This window comes from Pseudomonas entomophila, assembly GCF_013523165.1.
GTDB classification, from domain to species: domain Bacteria; phylum Pseudomonadota; class Gammaproteobacteria; order Pseudomonadales; family Pseudomonadaceae; genus Aquipseudomonas; species Aquipseudomonas entomophila_A.
In genome coordinates this window covers 75,251-90,654 of sequence record NZ_JAAMQI010000017.1, presented here as the reverse complement: position 1 = coordinate 90,654, position 15,404 = coordinate 75,251, and the positions used below count along the sequence as shown (strand labels likewise).

The 15,404-nt window shown below is 62.9% G+C and carries 15 protein-coding genes, 1 tRNA gene and 2 pseudogenes; 12 read left to right on the top strand and 6 right to left on the bottom strand.

Annotation, left to right across the window (positions count from 1 at the left end; genetic code table 11):
• Positions 1 to 270: 270 nt before the first annotated feature.
• Both G7Z99_RS14600 and G7Z99_RS14595 read right to left on the bottom strand, forming a co-directional pair.
• Positions 271 to 747, bottom strand: coding sequence for a peroxiredoxin (locus tag G7Z99_RS14600; RefSeq protein ID WP_181094959.1), 477 nt, complete (start codon positions 745 to 747; stop codon positions 271 to 273).
• Between the two features lie 11 nt (positions 748 to 758).
• Positions 759 to 1,319, bottom strand: a complete 561-nt coding sequence (locus G7Z99_RS14595) for a glycine cleavage system protein R (protein ID WP_060392921.1) — start codon at positions 1,317 to 1,319, stop codon at positions 759 to 761.
• A gap of 256 nt (positions 1,320 to 1,575) precedes the next feature.
• Between G7Z99_RS14595 and dapA the strand changes: the two genes are divergently transcribed.
• The 9 genes and pseudogenes from dapA to G7Z99_RS14550 all read left to right on the top strand — a co-directional run bounded on the left by dapA (position 1,576) and on the right by G7Z99_RS14550 (position 7,571).
• Positions 1,576 to 2,454: a 4-hydroxy-tetrahydrodipicolinate synthase gene (dapA, locus tag G7Z99_RS14590; protein ID WP_181094957.1), complete on the top strand. Its 879-nt coding sequence runs from the start codon at positions 1,576 to 1,578 to the stop codon at positions 2,452 to 2,454.
• 17 nt (positions 2,455 to 2,471) lie between these two features.
• Entirely contained in the window at positions 2,472 to 3,587 is a 1,116-nt protein-coding gene (gene bamC / locus G7Z99_RS14585; RefSeq protein ID WP_181094955.1) for an outer membrane protein assembly factor BamC, read from the top strand.
• Positions 3,588 to 4,346: an MBL fold metallo-hydrolase gene (locus tag G7Z99_RS14580; protein WP_181094953.1), complete on the top strand. Its 759-nt coding sequence runs from the start codon at positions 3,588 to 3,590 to the stop codon at positions 4,344 to 4,346. It begins immediately after the preceding gene.
• A gap of 29 nt (positions 4,347 to 4,375) precedes the next feature.
• On the top strand, positions 4,376 to 5,086 hold the full coding sequence (gene purC, locus G7Z99_RS14575) for a phosphoribosylaminoimidazolesuccinocarboxamide synthase (protein WP_181094951.1): 711 nt from the start codon (positions 4,376 to 4,378) through the stop codon (positions 5,084 to 5,086).
• A 92-nt stretch (positions 5,087 to 5,178) separates the two neighbouring features.
• Positions 5,179 to 5,268: transfer RNA gene (locus tag G7Z99_RS14570), tRNA-Ser, on the top strand.
• A gap of 327 nt (positions 5,269 to 5,595) precedes the next feature.
• Positions 5,596 to 6,030: pseudogene (locus G7Z99_RS14565) on the top strand (HipA domain-containing protein); the annotation flags it as partial.
• Positions 6,027 to 6,518 (top strand): helix-turn-helix domain-containing protein, encoded by a 492-nt coding sequence (locus tag G7Z99_RS14560; protein WP_181094949.1) that lies wholly within the window; start codon positions 6,027 to 6,029, stop codon positions 6,516 to 6,518. The pseudogene G7Z99_RS14565 and the gene G7Z99_RS14560, both read left to right, overlap by 4 nt.
• 235 nt (positions 6,519 to 6,753) lie before the next feature.
• Positions 6,754 to 7,263: a hypothetical protein gene (locus G7Z99_RS14555; protein ID WP_181094947.1), complete on the top strand. Its 510-nt coding sequence runs from the start codon at positions 6,754 to 6,756 to the stop codon at positions 7,261 to 7,263.
• Positions 7,263 to 7,571, top strand: coding sequence for a hypothetical protein (locus G7Z99_RS14550; protein ID WP_181094945.1), 309 nt, complete (start codon positions 7,263 to 7,265; stop codon positions 7,569 to 7,571). The genes G7Z99_RS14555 and G7Z99_RS14550 overlap by 1 nt, the downstream gene beginning before the upstream one ends.
• Positions 7,572 to 7,607: 36 nt before the next feature.
• On the opposite strand, the gene G7Z99_RS14545 is transcribed toward G7Z99_RS14550, so the two are convergent.
• On the bottom strand, positions 7,608 to 8,477 hold the full coding sequence (locus G7Z99_RS14545; RefSeq protein ID WP_181094943.1) for a LysR substrate-binding domain-containing protein: 870 nt from the start codon (positions 8,475 to 8,477) through the stop codon (positions 7,608 to 7,610).
• Positions 8,478 to 8,698: 221 nt separating this feature from the next.
• Between G7Z99_RS14545 and G7Z99_RS14540 the strand changes: the two genes are divergently transcribed.
• The gene (locus G7Z99_RS14540; RefSeq protein WP_181094941.1) at positions 8,699 to 9,586 is read left to right on the top strand and encodes a DMT family transporter; all 888 of its coding nucleotides are present in this window, start codon (positions 8,699 to 8,701) and stop codon (positions 9,584 to 9,586) included.
• 76 nt (positions 9,587 to 9,662) lie between these two features.
• Here G7Z99_RS14540 and G7Z99_RS14535 read toward each other — a convergent pair whose 3' ends face one another.
• Positions 9,663 to 10,208 carry a lipocalin family protein gene (locus tag G7Z99_RS14535; RefSeq protein WP_060392931.1) on the bottom strand — a complete coding sequence of 182 codons (546 nt, stop codon included), beginning with the start codon at positions 10,206 to 10,208 and terminating at the stop codon, positions 9,663 to 9,665.
• 418 nt (positions 10,209 to 10,626) lie between these two features.
• A complete protein-coding gene (locus G7Z99_RS14530; RefSeq protein WP_181094940.1) occupies positions 10,627 to 13,281 on the bottom strand; it encodes an excinuclease ABC subunit UvrA in 2,655 nt (884 codons plus the stop codon).
• A 358-nt stretch (positions 13,282 to 13,639) separates the two neighbouring features.
• Here G7Z99_RS14530 and G7Z99_RS14525 point away from each other — a divergent pair.
• Both G7Z99_RS14525 and G7Z99_RS14520 read left to right on the top strand, forming a co-directional pair.
• Positions 13,640 to 13,852, top strand: a pseudogene (locus G7Z99_RS14525) (general stress protein); the annotation flags it as partial.
• A 61-nt stretch (positions 13,853 to 13,913) separates the two neighbouring features.
• Entirely contained in the window at positions 13,914 to 14,816 is a 903-nt protein-coding gene (locus tag G7Z99_RS14520) for a manganese catalase family protein (RefSeq protein ID WP_181094938.1), read from the top strand.
• A 66-nt stretch (positions 14,817 to 14,882) separates the two neighbouring features.
• Here the strand turns inward: G7Z99_RS14520 and G7Z99_RS14515 are convergent, their stop codons facing one another.
• Positions 14,883 to 15,392 carry a ferritin-like domain-containing protein gene (locus G7Z99_RS14515; RefSeq protein ID WP_181094937.1) on the bottom strand — a complete coding sequence of 170 codons (510 nt, stop codon included), beginning with the start codon at positions 15,390 to 15,392 and terminating at the stop codon, positions 14,883 to 14,885.
• Between the last annotated feature and the right edge of the window lie 12 nt (positions 15,393 to 15,404).

The following is a 15,404-nucleotide window of genomic DNA, read 5'->3' as shown; positions in this document are numbered from 1 at the left end:
CGGCGCTTGGGTGAAGGGAGGAGGGGCGAAATCTCCCACGGTCTGTACTGCGCGAACAGTCAGAAGCGGATCTAGTCCCTCCTCCTCCCTTCAAGTCCTACCATACAAGCGGCCCCTGTGCCGCGATTGGGCCCGCAGGGCCCATAAGATCAGCGCCTGCTCTGTATCAGGCGAACCTCCACCGATACCGCCTCACTGAACCGTATCCCTGACACGCAGCGCCCATACACCAAGCCCCTCTACCCCCGGCGCCTTATCACGCCACGTCGCTCAGCCCTGGCGATTCAACGCTTGGGCAGCGGCCAGCACCGCCTCCACATGACCGGGCACCTTGACCCCGCGCCAGGCCTGGCGCAACACGCCGTCCCGGTCGATCAGGAACGTGCTGCGATCCACGCCCAGGTACTCCTTGCCGTAGAGCTTCTTCAGCTTGATCACGTCGAACAGCTGGCAGAGCGCCTCGTCCTTGTCGCTGATCAGCTCGAACGTGAAGCCTTGCTTGGCCTTGAAGTTCTCGTGCGACTTGAGCCCGTCGCGCGAGATGCCGAACACCACCGTATTGGCGGCCTCGAAGGCGTCGAGCTGGTCGCGAAAGCCCTGGCCCTGGGTGGTGCAGCCGGGGGTGCTGTCCTTGGGGTAGAAGTACAGCACCACCTGCCGGCCCCGGAGCGCCGACAGCGTGACGGTCTGGCCGGAAGTGGCCTGGGCGATGAAGTCCGCAACGGGTTGATCGATCTCGACGGCCATGGGCGCGCTCCTCACATCGGGTTCTGCGGACGCCACGGTTCGATCAGCGCATCCAGGTTCAGGGCATCGGCGAAATCCAGGAACTGGTCGCGCAGCCAGCTGATCTGCGTTCCGGCCGGCAGGATCACCGTGAAGGTGGCGTTGAGCATGCTGCTGCCGGTCTGCGGCGCCAGGTAGGTGTCGCAGGTCATGGCATCGAGCTCGATGCGGTGGTCGAGGAAGAACTGGCACAGCTCGCTGACGATGTCAGGGCGGTAGGCCGCGCTGACGTAGGCGACGTACGGCAGCGCTTGCGGGCGTACTTCCAGGTCGGCGCTGCGTACCACGTTGAGGGTGAAGGCGTGCTTCTTGCCCAGGCTGGGCAGGCCGGCTTCCAGGCGCGCCAGCGCGTCCCAGCTGCCACCGACCTGCAGCACCAGGGCACTGGTTTCGCCATGGCGGCTCAGGCGCGAGCTGACCACGGCGCAGCGGTTGTCGAAGGCGGCCTGGCTCAGTACGTTGGCCAGCACCATGGGGTCGGCGCCCAGGGCGCTGATGACGAGAAATTGTTCGCGAACGGGTGCGGTGGACATGCAACATTCCTAAAGCGATGGGCGGTCGGTAAGGCGACGTCGGACCTGCAGGTGACAGGCCCCTGACCCAGTCACGAGCGCCTGGGCACTGGCGGTGGGCATCGTCGACGGCCCGGCGGGCCGGATTGTACCGAGCAAAGGAGGAAGGGTAGCGAAAACCGGCCTCCAGGGGAATGCTCCGACCGCCACCTTCGCTTGTACAAGCCCGATGGCGCCAGTACCATTACCGCTCTCTTTTTCCGGCAGGAGCAGCTTCATGATTGCGGGCAGTATGGTGGCATTGGTCACACCCATGGATGCACAAGGGCATCTTGACTGGGACAGCCTGGGCAAACTTGTCGACTTCCACCTGGACAACGGCACCCACGCGATCGTTGCTGTCGGCACCACCGGCGAGTCCGCCACCCTCGATGTCGAAGAGCACATCCAGGTCATCGAATTCGTCGTCAAGCGTGTCAATGGCCGTATTCCGGTCATCGCCGGCACGGGCGCCAACTCCACCCGCGAAGCCGTGCACCTGACCCAGAACGCCAAGAATGCTGGCGCCGATGCCTGCCTGCTGGTCGTGCCGTACTACAACAAGCCGACCCAGGAAGGCCTGTACCAGCACTTCAAGCACATCGCCGAAGCGGTCGACATCCCGCAGATCCTCTACAACGTGCCGGGCCGTACCTCCTGCGACATGCAGGCCGAGACGGTGATCCGCCTGTCGAGCGTGCCGAACATCATCGGCATCAAGGAAGCCACGGGCGACCTGGCCCGGGCCAAGGCGATCCTCGACGGCGTCAGCCCGGACTTCCTGGTGATGTCCGGCGACGATCCGACTGCCGTCGAACTGATGCTGCTCGGTGGCAAGGGCAACATCTCGGTGACCGCCAACGTCGCCCCGCGCGAGATGGCCGACCTGTGCGAAGCCGCGCTCGCAGGCAACGCCGAGAAGGCCCGCGCCATCAATGACCGACTCATGCCGCTGCACAAGCAGCTGTTCGTCGAAGCCAACCCGATCCCGGTGAAGTGGGCGCTGGCCGAAATGGGCCGCATGCACACCGGCATCCGCCTGCCGCTGACCTGGCTGAGCGATTCCCAACACGACGTCGTCCGCCAGGCCCTGCGCCAGTGCGGCGTACTGGCTTAATCGAGGAAGTACACCGCATGAAGCGACTGGCTGGTCTTTCCACCCTTGCCCTGATCATTTCCAGCACCAGCGGTTGCGGCTGGCTCTGGGGCGAGGACGGCTATTTCCGTGACCGTGGCAGTGATTACCTGCAAGCGCGCCAGCACGCGCCGATGCAGCTCCCGCAGGACGCTACCCACGTCAAGCGTCTCGACCCCTTGCTGCCGATCCCGCGCAACGTCGCCGACGACAACGCCACCGGCGAATTCGAGGTGCCGCGTCCGCAGTCGCTGTCGGTGGCCGGCGCGGCCAGCGACTATTCCCTGCAGCGCAGCGGCGCCAACCGGTGGGTACTGGCCCAGCACGCCCCGGCCGAAGTCTGGCCGCTGGCGCGCCAGTTCTTCGAGGACAACGGCCTGCGCATCGCCGAGGAGCGTCCGCAGACCGGCGAGCTGAGCAGCACCTGGCAGCGTTTCGACGAGCTGTCCGCGGCCCTGGGCCAACGCCTGGCCAGCAGCGCCAGCAGCCGCGACAACGAAGTGCGCATCCGCGTGCGTGTCGAGCCTGGCGTACAGCGCAACACCAGCGAAATCTACGTGGTCAGCGCCGAGCGTCCTGCCGGCAGCAGCGATGACGTGGACTTCCCGTCCAGCTCGAACAACCCTGGCGCCGACGCACTGCTGGTCGATCAACTGCTCGCCAGCATGAACCGCTCGGCCGAACAGGGCGGTTCGGTGTCGCTGCTCGCCGAGCGCGACTTCGACACCCCGAGCCGCGTGAGCCTGACCGAAGACGGCAGCGGCAACCCGGTGCTGAACCTGGGCGCCGACCTGGACCGCGCCTGGTCGAGCGTCGGCCGTGCGCTGGAGCAGGGCGAGTGGCGCGTCGAGGACGTCAACCGCAGCCTGGGCCTGTACTACATCAACCTGTCCGAGAAGCCCGAGGACAAGGAGCAGAAGCCCGGCCTGCTGAGCCGCGTGTTCGGCAGCGCGCCGACCGCCGAAGAGCGTGAAGCCCGCGCCGAGCGCTTCCAGATCCGCCTGAGCAAGGTGGGCGAGAACGTCCAGGTCACGGTCGAGAAGAACATCAACACCGTGGCGCCGGCCGATGTCGCGCGTCGTGTGCTGAGCGCCATTCAGGACCGTCTGGGTTAAGTGCGCTTCGCCGTCCTCGGAAGCGGAAGCCAGGGAAACGGCACGCTGATCGCCAGTGGTGACACGTACATCCTGGTCGACTGCGGCTTTTCCCTGCGCGAGACCGAGCGGCGCCTGGCGCTGCTCGGGGTCTCGGCCGCGCAGTTGAGCGCCGTGCTGGTCACCCATGAGCATGCCGACCACGTCCACGGCGTCGGCCTGCTCTCGCGGCGTTACGGGGTGCCGGTGTACCTCAGCCAGGGCACGCTGCGCGGCTTGCGCAAGCCGGTGGAGGCCCGTGGGTTCCTGGCCTGTGGCCAGACCCTGGAGATCGGCGCGTTGCGGGTCAGTGCGGCGCGTGTCGAGCACGATGCCCTGGAACCGCTGCAGTACGTGATCGACGACGGCCAGCGACGCTTCGGCATGCTCACCGACCTGGGCACCTACGACGGCTGGCTGCTGGACCGCTACCAGGGCCTCGATGCCTTGCTGATCGAGTCCAACCATTGCCGCGACATGCTTGCTCGCGGGCATTACCCGTATTTCCTCAAGCAGCGCGTAGGTGGCAACCTCGGGCACTTGAACAACCACCAGGCGGCCAACCTGGTCGCCGAGCTGGGCTGGCAGGACTTGCAGCACCTGGTCCTGGCGCACCTCAGCAGCAAGAACAACCTGCCACATCTGGCGCGTCAGCAGTTCGTCGACACCTTGGGGTGTGACCCGGACTGGCTCCAGGTGGCCAACCAGGAACATGGGCTCGACTGGCGCGAGATCGCCTAGCCCACCACTCAAGCAAGCGGAGCCCAATCATGGAAAAACGCGAAGAACTCTACCGCGGCAAGGCCAAGTCGGTGTACAAGACCGACGATGCCGACCGCCTGGTCCTGCTGTTCCGCAACGACACCTCGGCGTTCGACGGCAAGCGCATCGAACAGCTCGACCGCAAAGGCACCGTGAACAACAAGTTCAACGCCTTCATCATGCAAAAGCTCGAAGCCGCCGGCGTACCGACCCAGTTCGACGCCCTGCTGGGCGACAACGAGTGCCTGGTCAAGAAGCTCGACATGATTCCGGTCGAGTGCGTGGTGCGCAACTACGCCGCCGGCAGCCTGGTCAAGCGCCTGGGCGTCGAAGAAGGCATCAAGCTGGAGCCGTCGACCTTCGAGCTGTTCCTGAAGAACGACGAGAAGGGCGATCCCTTCATCAACGAATCCCATGTCGTCGCCTTTGGTTGGGGCACTGCTGACCAGCTGGCGACCATGAAGACCCTGTCGCTGAAGGTCAACGAGATCCTCACCCAGCTGTTCGACGAGGCTGGCCTGCTGCTGGTCGACTTCAAGCTTGAGTTCGGCGTGTTCCACGGCCAGATCGTCCTGGGCGACGAATTCAGCCCGGACGGTTGCCGCCTGTGGGACAAGGAAACCCGCAAGAAGATGGACAAGGACCGCTTCCGCCAGGGCCTGGGCGACGTCATCGAAGCCTACGAAGAAGTCGCCCGCCGCCTGGGTGTGCCGCTCTAAGCGCCCGGGCGACGCAAGCGCCTGATACCGCGTGATTTTTTTTGCGATAGGGGTTTGCCTTTCGCGAAACTGCTGGTATGATGCGCGCCATTGGAGAGATGCCGGAGTGGTCGAACGGGACGGATTCGAAATCCGTTGTACTGGCAACAGTACCTAGGGTTCAAATCCCTATCTCTCCGCCATACATCGAGAAGCCCCGCAGATTAACGTCTGCGGGGCTTTTTCGTTTCCGAAGTTGACGTTTCCAATGTCTGGATTTATCCGATTTACGTGAAGCAGCAGCAGGGTCAGCTCCATGCAAGAGCCCGGCCGTCCACGGGCTGGTGCATTCGTGATACAGCCGTCTCCTAACAGCAATCGGCAGTGTGATGCTGGTTATCTTCGGGTTTTCACGTCTAGTCGGCATGGTATTGCCGGTTAAGAGGAGAAGCCCTACGACAATCAGCATAAAAGTGTTGATTCAAAGTGTGGCGATGCCGCTGGAACTCACTATTCAGGCTTTCTCCGAGGGTGCATGGAGCGATAATAGTCAGCAGGATGAAGTAGACGACCTAGTGTTCGGGTATGTGCGGCGTGATCTACTGAACCGGATTCTAGGAAACACCGATAACCACGGCCGCAACACGTCCATCATGCGTGTGGATGGCAGGTTTGGTTTGGCGCCCATCTATGACCTTGCGCCGATGATCCTGGATGATGAGGGGATCACGCGAACGACAAAGTGGGCGTCGGAGCGCAAGGGGTCTTCTCAGTGGAGGGACAATTGCGCTGAGCTTACCGATTACACTGATCCAGATGTTCTGCTGCAACGGTTGATGAGTGCGGCCGAAGCATTCAGGGCGTTACCCGATCTGCTGGTCGATGCGCCTGAATCGACACGCAGTGCAGCCACTCTCCCCGTGAATAACTTGGACAAGCGACTCGCGGAGTGGGGGCTGCGATGAAAAAACTACAGCCTGAGGCGCGTGCCCAGCTCATAGAAGAAATCGTCAAGCGCAACGCCGTGGGGCTCGACTCAATCGGGACATCCATCCGCCGTCTGCGGCTGGAAGTCACCGGGCTTGATCAGGAGACCTTCGCGGCGATGTGCAAGATGTCCACGAAAAGCCTGTACGAACTGGAGAGCGGGAAGTCGAATCCAAAGCTCAGTACGGTAGAGGGCGTGCTGCGCCTCTTTGGCGTGCGGATGGGTATGGTGATGACTGTCAAGAACAAGCCTGTTCCATCGGTCGTCGGCAGCAATTTCGACCCAGTGAAGGCTGATGGGTCAGTCACTCGGCTCGCGCAGCCTGGGGCGAATCCTTCACCACTGGCCAATTGCAGCATGGTGTCCGGACCGAAACGGGGGAAAAGCCCTGCGGCAGCCAAAGCGAAAAAGGCAATGTCGAGACCGGTATCGCCACGGTCACGCAAAGACAGTCAGGATGAATAAGAGCGATGTGAGGACGGTGCCGCTGGCCGGTCCGAGCCATTGCGTCAGGTAATCGGCGCTGACGGCACGCTGCCTTCACTGGCAGCCAGGCGTTCCTGGCGCAGGCGCCATTCACCAAGCGTCAGCAAGGTCGGATGCCGTCCAAGGCAATCTGACAGCCCCCTCAGCACGGCGCCTACTTGTAGCGCGCGCTGTTTCGGTCAAGAATCCGCGCTCAAACACGGAGTGTACCGTCATGAGATGGAAAGCGTTTTGCCTGCTCGCCTTATCCCTGTCTACTGCCCAATCATTTGCGGATTCCACGCATCGTTTTGAAGACTCACCCGTCGAGCCTATTGCCGCAAAAATCTTGAAGTACCCGCTGAGCGGTGCGAATGATCAGATCCGCGCGCGGTTCGCCTTCGTTCGCGAGGGTGTCCAGACGCCAAATTTTGCGGGCCATTACGTGTTCAGCAGTTATGGCTGCGGCACGGGCTGCACGGCGAGCGGGCTCGTCGACCTGAACACGGGTGTCGTCTACCGCGCGCCCTTCAATGAAGCGCTGAGCGAGGATGCGTTCAATCAGTTCGGCGTGAAGGAAGCCTACCGCGCTGACAGCACTGTGCTGTTCTTCTCGAACTACCGCTATGTGCAAGCGGGCTCACCTGAGATGAGCCAGGAAAACGGCGTCGCCCGGTGGAATGAGTCGAAAAAGCAATTCGAGATGCTCGAAACGCGCAAGCCCTACACAATGAACGTCGAGTGATGGCGATGGATAAAGATCGAAACGGGCATTACGTCACCCACGATGTACAGAAGTTCGAGACGCAGTGGGAGGCGCTCAATCACGAAAAGAAACGTCGGCACGAACAGTACGCGTTCGACGCAGGGCTCGATAAACACCCGAGCGACCGTGGGTTGTCCAAGCTGACCTTTGCGGAATGGATGATCTGCGCACCTGCCGCCATGATGATCCTCGCATTCGTGCTGACGTGGAATCCCTGGCTTTTCCTGTGCTTGATCGGCTGGGTCGTGTGCGGTGGCGTGGTTCTGCAGCGTAAAAAGACTGCTTGAGCACAACGCTATGCTGGAAGGGCTGCAAGGCAGGTGTCAGACATTGCCATCCGACACTCTTTCTCTGGAGCAAGCCTGAAAATAGTCACGAGCCTGTTCAGCAAAACGAGTCGCCAGCGATTCGGGCGAGGTGTCGTGGTACGCGAGCGAAATCTCCACATGACCCAGACTGGGTAGCCCTTCGGCTTCACCCAACTGGCGAAAGCCAAGCCGGGTAGTGCTGGGTAACAGGGCCGAGACATAGCAACCTGAGGCTACCGCCGCGAGAAGTCCAGCGTGACTGGTACTGTGGTAGCCCACCTGGTAGGTCCTGTCGGCTCTGTGCAGCGCATTGACGATCCGTTCGCGGTCCCCGCATCCTTTGGTGAACAACGCCAAAGGAAGTGGACTCTGTTCGAACACGCGACTGTCGCCAGCGCAGACCCAACTCAGCGGCTCCGAGTGCAATAGTTCCGAAGCGATGCGCTCAGGGCAACCCTGGGTAAGAACGACATCAAGATCACCTGCCTCGTAGCGTTCCCACAACACGCGGCTGTAACCACATTGAACGTCTAGGTGCAGCGCTGGAAAACGCAGCGCGCAGCGCTTGATGAGGTCGGCGAAATAATGGGAAGCGTAGGTGTCGGAAGACCCGATACTGAGGGTGCCGGTGCATGAGCGTTCCGTCAGAGCCATAAGGGCTTGGTCATTGATGGCCAGAATCCGAGTAGCGTAGGCCAACAGCTGATCACCCCGTGCCGTCAGCTCGAGAGGGCGTTTATCTCTGATGAAAAGATCGGCCTCGAGTTGCCGTTCCAGTTTTTGAATCTGCTGGCTGATTGCCGATTGAACACGACACAATTTATGAGCGGTTTTAGAAAAGCTCTTGAGTTCTGCCACTGTGACGAAGGCGCGAAGTTGGTTCATGTCTAGATTCATTTTGTTACTTATTATCATGTCTAGAGATGGCGGTGATCATAATTATTGGCGCGAACCGGGTCAACGGCTGGCGTAGTATCGGCTGCTTGATGGGGGCCGTGACAGGCGTGTTGCGAAGAGCGCATTCGATAAGGAAGTTTCGTATCGATGGGCGCAGGGTTTGATTAATACGCTGATGGTCATTACGTACACCAAGGCGACATGACAATATGACAGGCTTCGATAAAGCAGCACCCTTCATCTTTCTTCTCCTATGGAGCAGCGGCGCCATCTTCGTCAAGCTGGGTCTTGAAGAAGCTTCCGTCTCGGTCTTTCTCGCCGTACGTGCAGCAGGCGCCCTGATCGCTCTGGGTATAGCCTGGATCTGGCTGGTCAAGCAGGGCCGACTGGCTCGCCTGTCACGATTACCCAGGTCTGTACTTGGCCGGGTGGTGATCACCGGCGTGTTATTGCAGGTGGTTTATCAAGCCGCCTATTTTCTGGCACTCGACCATCACCTGACGCCGGGTGTCCTCGCCCTCATCCTGGGGCTGCAGCCCATCCTGACGCCGGTGCTGGCGCGCGAGACGATTGGCAGGGCAGGGTACGGTTATCTGGGCCTTGGATTGGTGGGCTTGACGGTGGCATTGTGGGGCGCACGTGACCTGGGGGCCGTGACAGCGGGAGGCCTGGTCTTTGGCTTGGCGTCCGTGCTTGCTATCACGGTGGGCACGATCGTGCAAAAAGGCTCCACCCTCAACCCTGTCGTATCAGGCTTCTACCAGGCTGTCACAGCGACGGGCCTGTTCCTAATCGTTCTGCCTTTCACCGACCTCAGGCTGACTGTGACGCCGCAGTTCGTGCTGTCGGCGTCCTGGATGGCGGTCGTCGTCTCGACGTTGGCGGTGCTTCTGCTGTTTCGGCTCTTGGAGAAAGGCTCGGCCAGCCAGGTCAGCGTGTTGTTCTACCTGGTCCCGCTGATCACGCTATCGCTGGACTATCTGGTGTTTGGCAACACCGTGTCCTGGGTGACTGCGTGCGGCGCCTTGCTGGTGGTGGTGGCGGTCAGAGGCTTTGGCCGGGATCGACGGGCTGCACCTGAGCCGAGTGCGAGGTGATCGACACCCAGACGGTGAAGACGCCTTGCGTTCGAGACAGCGCGGTTCACCTGCGCTGATCTCGAACGCCACGCCCTCACGGCTCGCGCCACACCAACTCACTCGTGTCATACCCCTGATCCCGCGCCACCCGCAGCAACTGTTCCCGCGCCGAGTCACTGACGATCGGTGTGCGTGACAACAGCCACAGGTACTTGCGGTTGGGGTGCCCGACCAGCGCCACGCGGTAGCTGTCGTCGTGGTACAGCACCCAGTATTCGCCCTTGGTCAACCAGGGCGCCAGGCGGCTGAACCAGTTGTCGAACTGCACCCACAGCTTGTCGGTCTGCCCAGGCACCTGTTCCTCGGCGATGCCCTTGACCTCGTTCCACTCGCCATCGGCTTCGCGGCAGCGGTTGGTGACGTCGATGCGGCCGTCGTCGCGCAGGGCATAATGAGCCTCGGATTGCACGCACTTGCGCTGGAAGAACATCGGCAGGCGGGCCAGCTCGTACCAGGTGCCCTGGTAACGTTGCAGGTCGACCTGGGTGGTGGCCGGCGGCTTGGCGTCGTCACCGGAGCCAGCGCAGCCAGCCAGGGCCAGCAGTGCGCAGGAAAGCAGCAGGGTCTTGCGTATCGCCATGGGAAGGTCTCCAGGAGCGGGTCACCTTGGCCGGGTCGCCGGAGGGGCGGACCAGGCATTGTTGAAGGTTGGATGTCGGAAGGCGGCTAAAGTTGTGCGGGAATCCTTGACCGTCGGCACTGCGCTGTCGCGCAGAGAACATGGCGATAGCTGGCATGGCGCAGAGACTTTATTTCTGATCGATTTCAGGGGCCGCTTTGCGGCCCATCGCGGCACTGGGGCCGCTCCCACACCCGTAGCCCCACCGCGGGGTTGCAGGCTATCGCGGTAACCTGTGGGCGGCCCCGGCCGGGACGCTGGACCGGCCGCGATTGAGCGAGAAGGGCCCACAAAACCAGTTCATGTGGAGCACCAATCGAGCAAAAGACAGTGGCTCCCACGAAGGCGACTGGATGCTCACAACCTGCTCACCTGACCCTTACCCCTCACGCAGCGCCTGCTGCAGGTAAGGCGCCGTTCGGCTGTCCTTGCACGCCGCCACCTCGCCCGGTGTCCCGCTGGCGACCACCGAGCCTCCTTCGGCGCCCGCACCTGGGCCGATGTCGACGACCCAATCGCTTTGCGCAACTACGCGCATGTCGTGCTCGACCACGATCACGCTGTGGCCGGCATCGACCAGGCGGTTGAGCTGGACCAGCAGGCGGTCGACGTCACGCGGATGCAACCCGTTGGTAGGCTCGTCCAGCACGTACAGCGTGGCGCCGCGCGCCGAGCGTTGCAGTTCGGTCGCCAGCTTGATGCGTTGCGCCTCGCCGCCGGACAGCTCGGTGGCCGGCTGGCCGAGGCGCAGGTAGCCCAGGCCGATGTCCTGCAACAACTGCAGCGAGCGTTGCGGCGCAGGCTGCTCGGCGAAGGCCGTCAGGGCCTCGTCCACCGTCAGGTGCAGTACGTCGGCGATGGTCAGGCCGTTCCAGGTGACCGCCAGTGTCTCGGGGTTGTAGCGGGCGCCCTGGCAGGTGGGGCAGGGCGCATACACACTGGGCATGAACAGCAGCTCCACGCTCACCGAGCCTTCGCCTTCACACGTCTCGCAGCGACCCTTGGCCACGTTGAAGGAGAAGCGCCCGGCGTCGAAGCCACGGGCCTTGGCCGCTTCGGTGGCGGCGAACAGCTTGCGCACGTGGTCGAACAGGCCGGTATAGGTCGCCAGGTTGGAGCGCGGCGTACGGCCGATGGGCTTCTGGTCAACCTGCACCAGGCGCCTGATGCGCTCGAGGCCTGCCGTTACCCGGCCGACGCTCGTCGGCTGGGGTTCGTCGTCCAGGCTCGGCTGCTCGCTGTCCTCGGCCTCGACCACCTGGCCCAGGTGCGCACCGACCAGGTCGAGCAGGGCCTGGCTGATCAGGCTGGACTTGCCCGAGCCGGAGATGCCGGTGACCGAGGTGAAGCACCCCAGGGGGAACGCAGCCGACAGATCGTGCAGGTTGTTGCGCGTCACCCCCTCGAGTCGCAGCCAGTGCTCGACCGGCCGGGCGACACGTGGCGCCGTGGTCTGGGTGGCGAACAGGTACGGCCGCGTTCGCGAAGCCTCGACCTGTTCCAACCCGGCAGGAGGGCCGCTGTACAGCACATGACCGCCCAGTTCGCCGGCATCCGGGCCGACGTCCACCAGCCAGTCGGCACGGCGTAGCATCTCCAGGTCGTGCTCGACCACGAACACCGAGTTACCGGCTGCCTTGAGCCGTTGCAGGGCATCGAACAATGCCTCGCTGTCGGCCGGATGCAGGCCGGCGGACGGCTCGTCGAGCACGTACACCACCCCGAACAGCTGCGAGTTGAGCTGAGTCGCCAGGCGCAGGCGCTGCAGCTCGCCAGAGGACAGGGTCGGGGTGCTGCGCTCCAGCGCCAGGTAGCCCAGGCCCAGGTCGACCAGGGTGGTGATGCGTTCGAGCAGTTCGGCAGCGATGCGCTGGGCGGCCAGGCGTTTTTCCAGCGACAGGTTGTGAGTGTGGCGCACGTCCTGGCCGCCGGCGTGGGGATTGCCGCCCTTGGCGACCCGTTGCGCCCGGGCGTCGCGCGTCTGCTGGTGGGTCAGCACCGGGCCGGCCTCTTCGGCCTGGTCGAGATAATCCGCAGCGGCGACCTCGTCGAGCAGCCGGGCCAGGTCCAGCAGAGGCAGGCGCGACAGCTCGGCGATGTCCAGCCCGGCGAAGGTCACGCTCAGCGCCTCGCGTTTCAAACGCTTACCGTCGCACTCGGGGCACGGGCTGGCCTGCAGGTACTGGCCTACCCGCTTGCGCATCAGGGCGCTCTGCGAGTGCATGAAGGTGTGCATCACGTAGCGCCGCGCGCCGGTGAACGTGCCCTGGTAGCTGGGTTCGAGCTTCTGCTTGAGGGCCTTGCGCGTCTGCTCCGGCGTCAGGCCGGCATAGACTGGCACGGTGGGCGTCTCTTCGGTGAACAGGATCCAGTCGCGGGTCTTCTTCGGCAGGTCGCGCCAGGGCACGTCGACGTCATGCCCCAGGGTCACCAGGATGTCGCGCAGGTTCTGGCCTTGCCAGGCCATGGGCCAGGCGGCCACCGCACGCTCACGGATGGTCAGGGAGGGGTCGGGAACCATCGTGGCTTCGCTGACTTCATAGACCCGGCCCATCCCCTGGCACTGCGGGCAGGCGCCGTGGGGCGTGTTGGGCGAGAAATCTTCGGCGTACAGCATCGGCTGCTCGGCCGGGTAGCTGCCGGCCCGCGAATAGAGCATGCGAATCAGGCTGGACAAGGTCGTGACGCTGCCCACCGACGAGCGTGCATTCGGGCTGCCGCGCTGCTGCTGCAGGGCGACCGCTGGCGGCAGCCCTTCGATGGCGTCCACGTCCGGCACGCCCACCTGGTCGATCAAGCGCCGTGCGTAGGGGGCTACGGACTCGAAGTAGCGTCGCTGCGCCTCGGCATACAAGGTCGAAAAGGCCAGCGATGACTTGCCCGACCCGGACACCCCGCTGAACACCACCAGCGCATCGCGCGGAATGTCCACATCGACGTTGGCCAGGTTGTGCTCACGGGCGCCTCGCACCCGCACCAAGCCCGGTGGATGAGGAGTGGAAGAAGCGGCGGGAGGCTGTCGACGTGCAGGCATGAAGGTGTCCTTGTGAAGATCGCCGCAGCGTGCCGACCCGGACGGCCGGTGCGCCTGCGCGGCAGTAAGGCAACTGACTCGGTCCAGGGAAGATGGGTTCCACCTGTAAAGCGATAGCGTGCCAACGCTTTGTCGGTCGACGCCATCAGTATGCCCTAGCTGTGCAGATGCCCATCTTTTGGCGCGCTAAACATTGTACCGAATGATCTTTAATGCAATTCGTCAGGCGTTCGAAAAACAAAAGAACACGTCTGCGCCGCGAGCACGTCACACAGAAACACAGACGTTCCTGTGTAGGACTGACATGAGGTGAAAGATCATGGCTAATCGTCAAGACACGCAGAGCAGCCAAAACCCTGGCAACTTCGCCAACGATCGCGAACGCGCGTCGGAAGCGGGGCGCAAAGGAGGGCAGAGCTCCGGCACCAGCCACGGCAATGAAACCGGCCGTCAAGGCGGGCAGAGTGGGCGCGGCAACTTCGCCGACGATCCGCAACGCGCTTCGGACGCTGGCAAGAAAGGTGGCCAGATGAGCCACGGCAATGGTCAACAGCGCGACGACAAGCGCTGATTTTCCAATGAAGAAGTTCAGGGCGGCCATTCGCCCTGAACGCCTGAAGAGGAATACGTACATGTTCATGCACAACAAGCGACTGCAATACACCGTTCGAGTGGCCGGCCCCAATCCAGGCCTGGCCAATCTGTTGCTCGAGCAGTTCGGTGGGCCTCAGGGTGAACTGGCCGCCGCCATGCGTTACTTCACACAGGCCGTGTCGGAAGACGATGCAGGCCGCAAGGACATGCTGTACGACATTGCGACCGAAGAACTCAGTCACCTTGAAGTGATCGGTTCGATCGTGGTGATGCTCAACAAGGGTGCCAAGGGCAAGTTGGCCGAAGGGGTCGAGTCCGAAGGCGAGCTGTACCGTTCGCTGACCGGGGCCGGCAACGACTCCCACATCACCAGCATGCTTTACGGTGGTGGTGCAGCACTGGTCAATTCCGGTGGCATCCCGTGGACCGCCGCCTACATTGACACCATTGGTGAGCCAACCGCCGACCTGCGCTCCAACATCGCGGCCGAAGCACGTGCCAAGATCGTCTACGAACGCCTGATCAACGTCACTGACGATGCCGGGGTCCGAGATGCGCTGCAGTTCCTGATGAGCCGTGAAATCGCTCACCAGCAGTCGTTCGAGAAGGCCTTGCACAGCATCCAGCCCAACTTCCCACAGGGTAAGCTGCCCGGCGTGGCGGAGTTCAACAAGACCTACTTCAACATGTCCCATGGCGACGACATGCGCGGTGCCTGGAACCAGGGCGAAGCGCAAGGCGTGCCTGGCCAGATGGACGAATGGGTCTACGTGGAAAATCCACAACCGGCGGTGGACGGTGGCGACGGCAATGCCTCGGTCGAGCTGGACGAGGAATCCTTCGCTGCACTGGAAGCCTTCAAGGAAAGGACCATGTCCGATCCGGACGCCCAACCGCTGACCGGTGCCAACCTTGGCAGTGGCGAGGCGCTCAAGCGCTGATCAGCTGATCGCTGGTCCTCACGCGCCGGGTCCAAGACCCGGCGCGCTTGTTTTCAGACCCTGCACTCAGCGCTTGGCTTCTGCCTCCGGATCAGCCGACCGCGCCAGAAACGCACGCGTCACCTCAGGCAGGTGCTCCTGCAGCCAGTTCGCCATCGCCTGTTCCTGTTCCAGGATCGCACGGCACGCATCGGCCGTCTCACGGTCGCCCACTTGCTCGGCGGCCTCGATCAGCACCGTGTACATCGCGATTTCCAGGTTTTCGAACACATAACCCGACATCGCGCCCTTGACCACCTCGTCGCTCATGACCATGCCGCCCAAGGCCTGACCGAAGGCCATGACCTTGCCTGCCAGGTCCTTGAAGGTGGAGGTGCTGCCGCCCAGACGGGCAATGCAGGCGTCGAGGGCCTTCTGCTGACCCTTGGTCTCCTCGATGTGCTTAACGATTCGCCGTTTCAGTTCGGGGTAGTGCTCCAGTCGTTCTGCCTGGCCCTTGAGCATGCTTTCGGCCTGCTGCTCCATCGCGTGGGCATCACGCAGCCAATCCAGCAGGTTGTCCTTGGGTGTGGCCATGGGTGTTTCTCC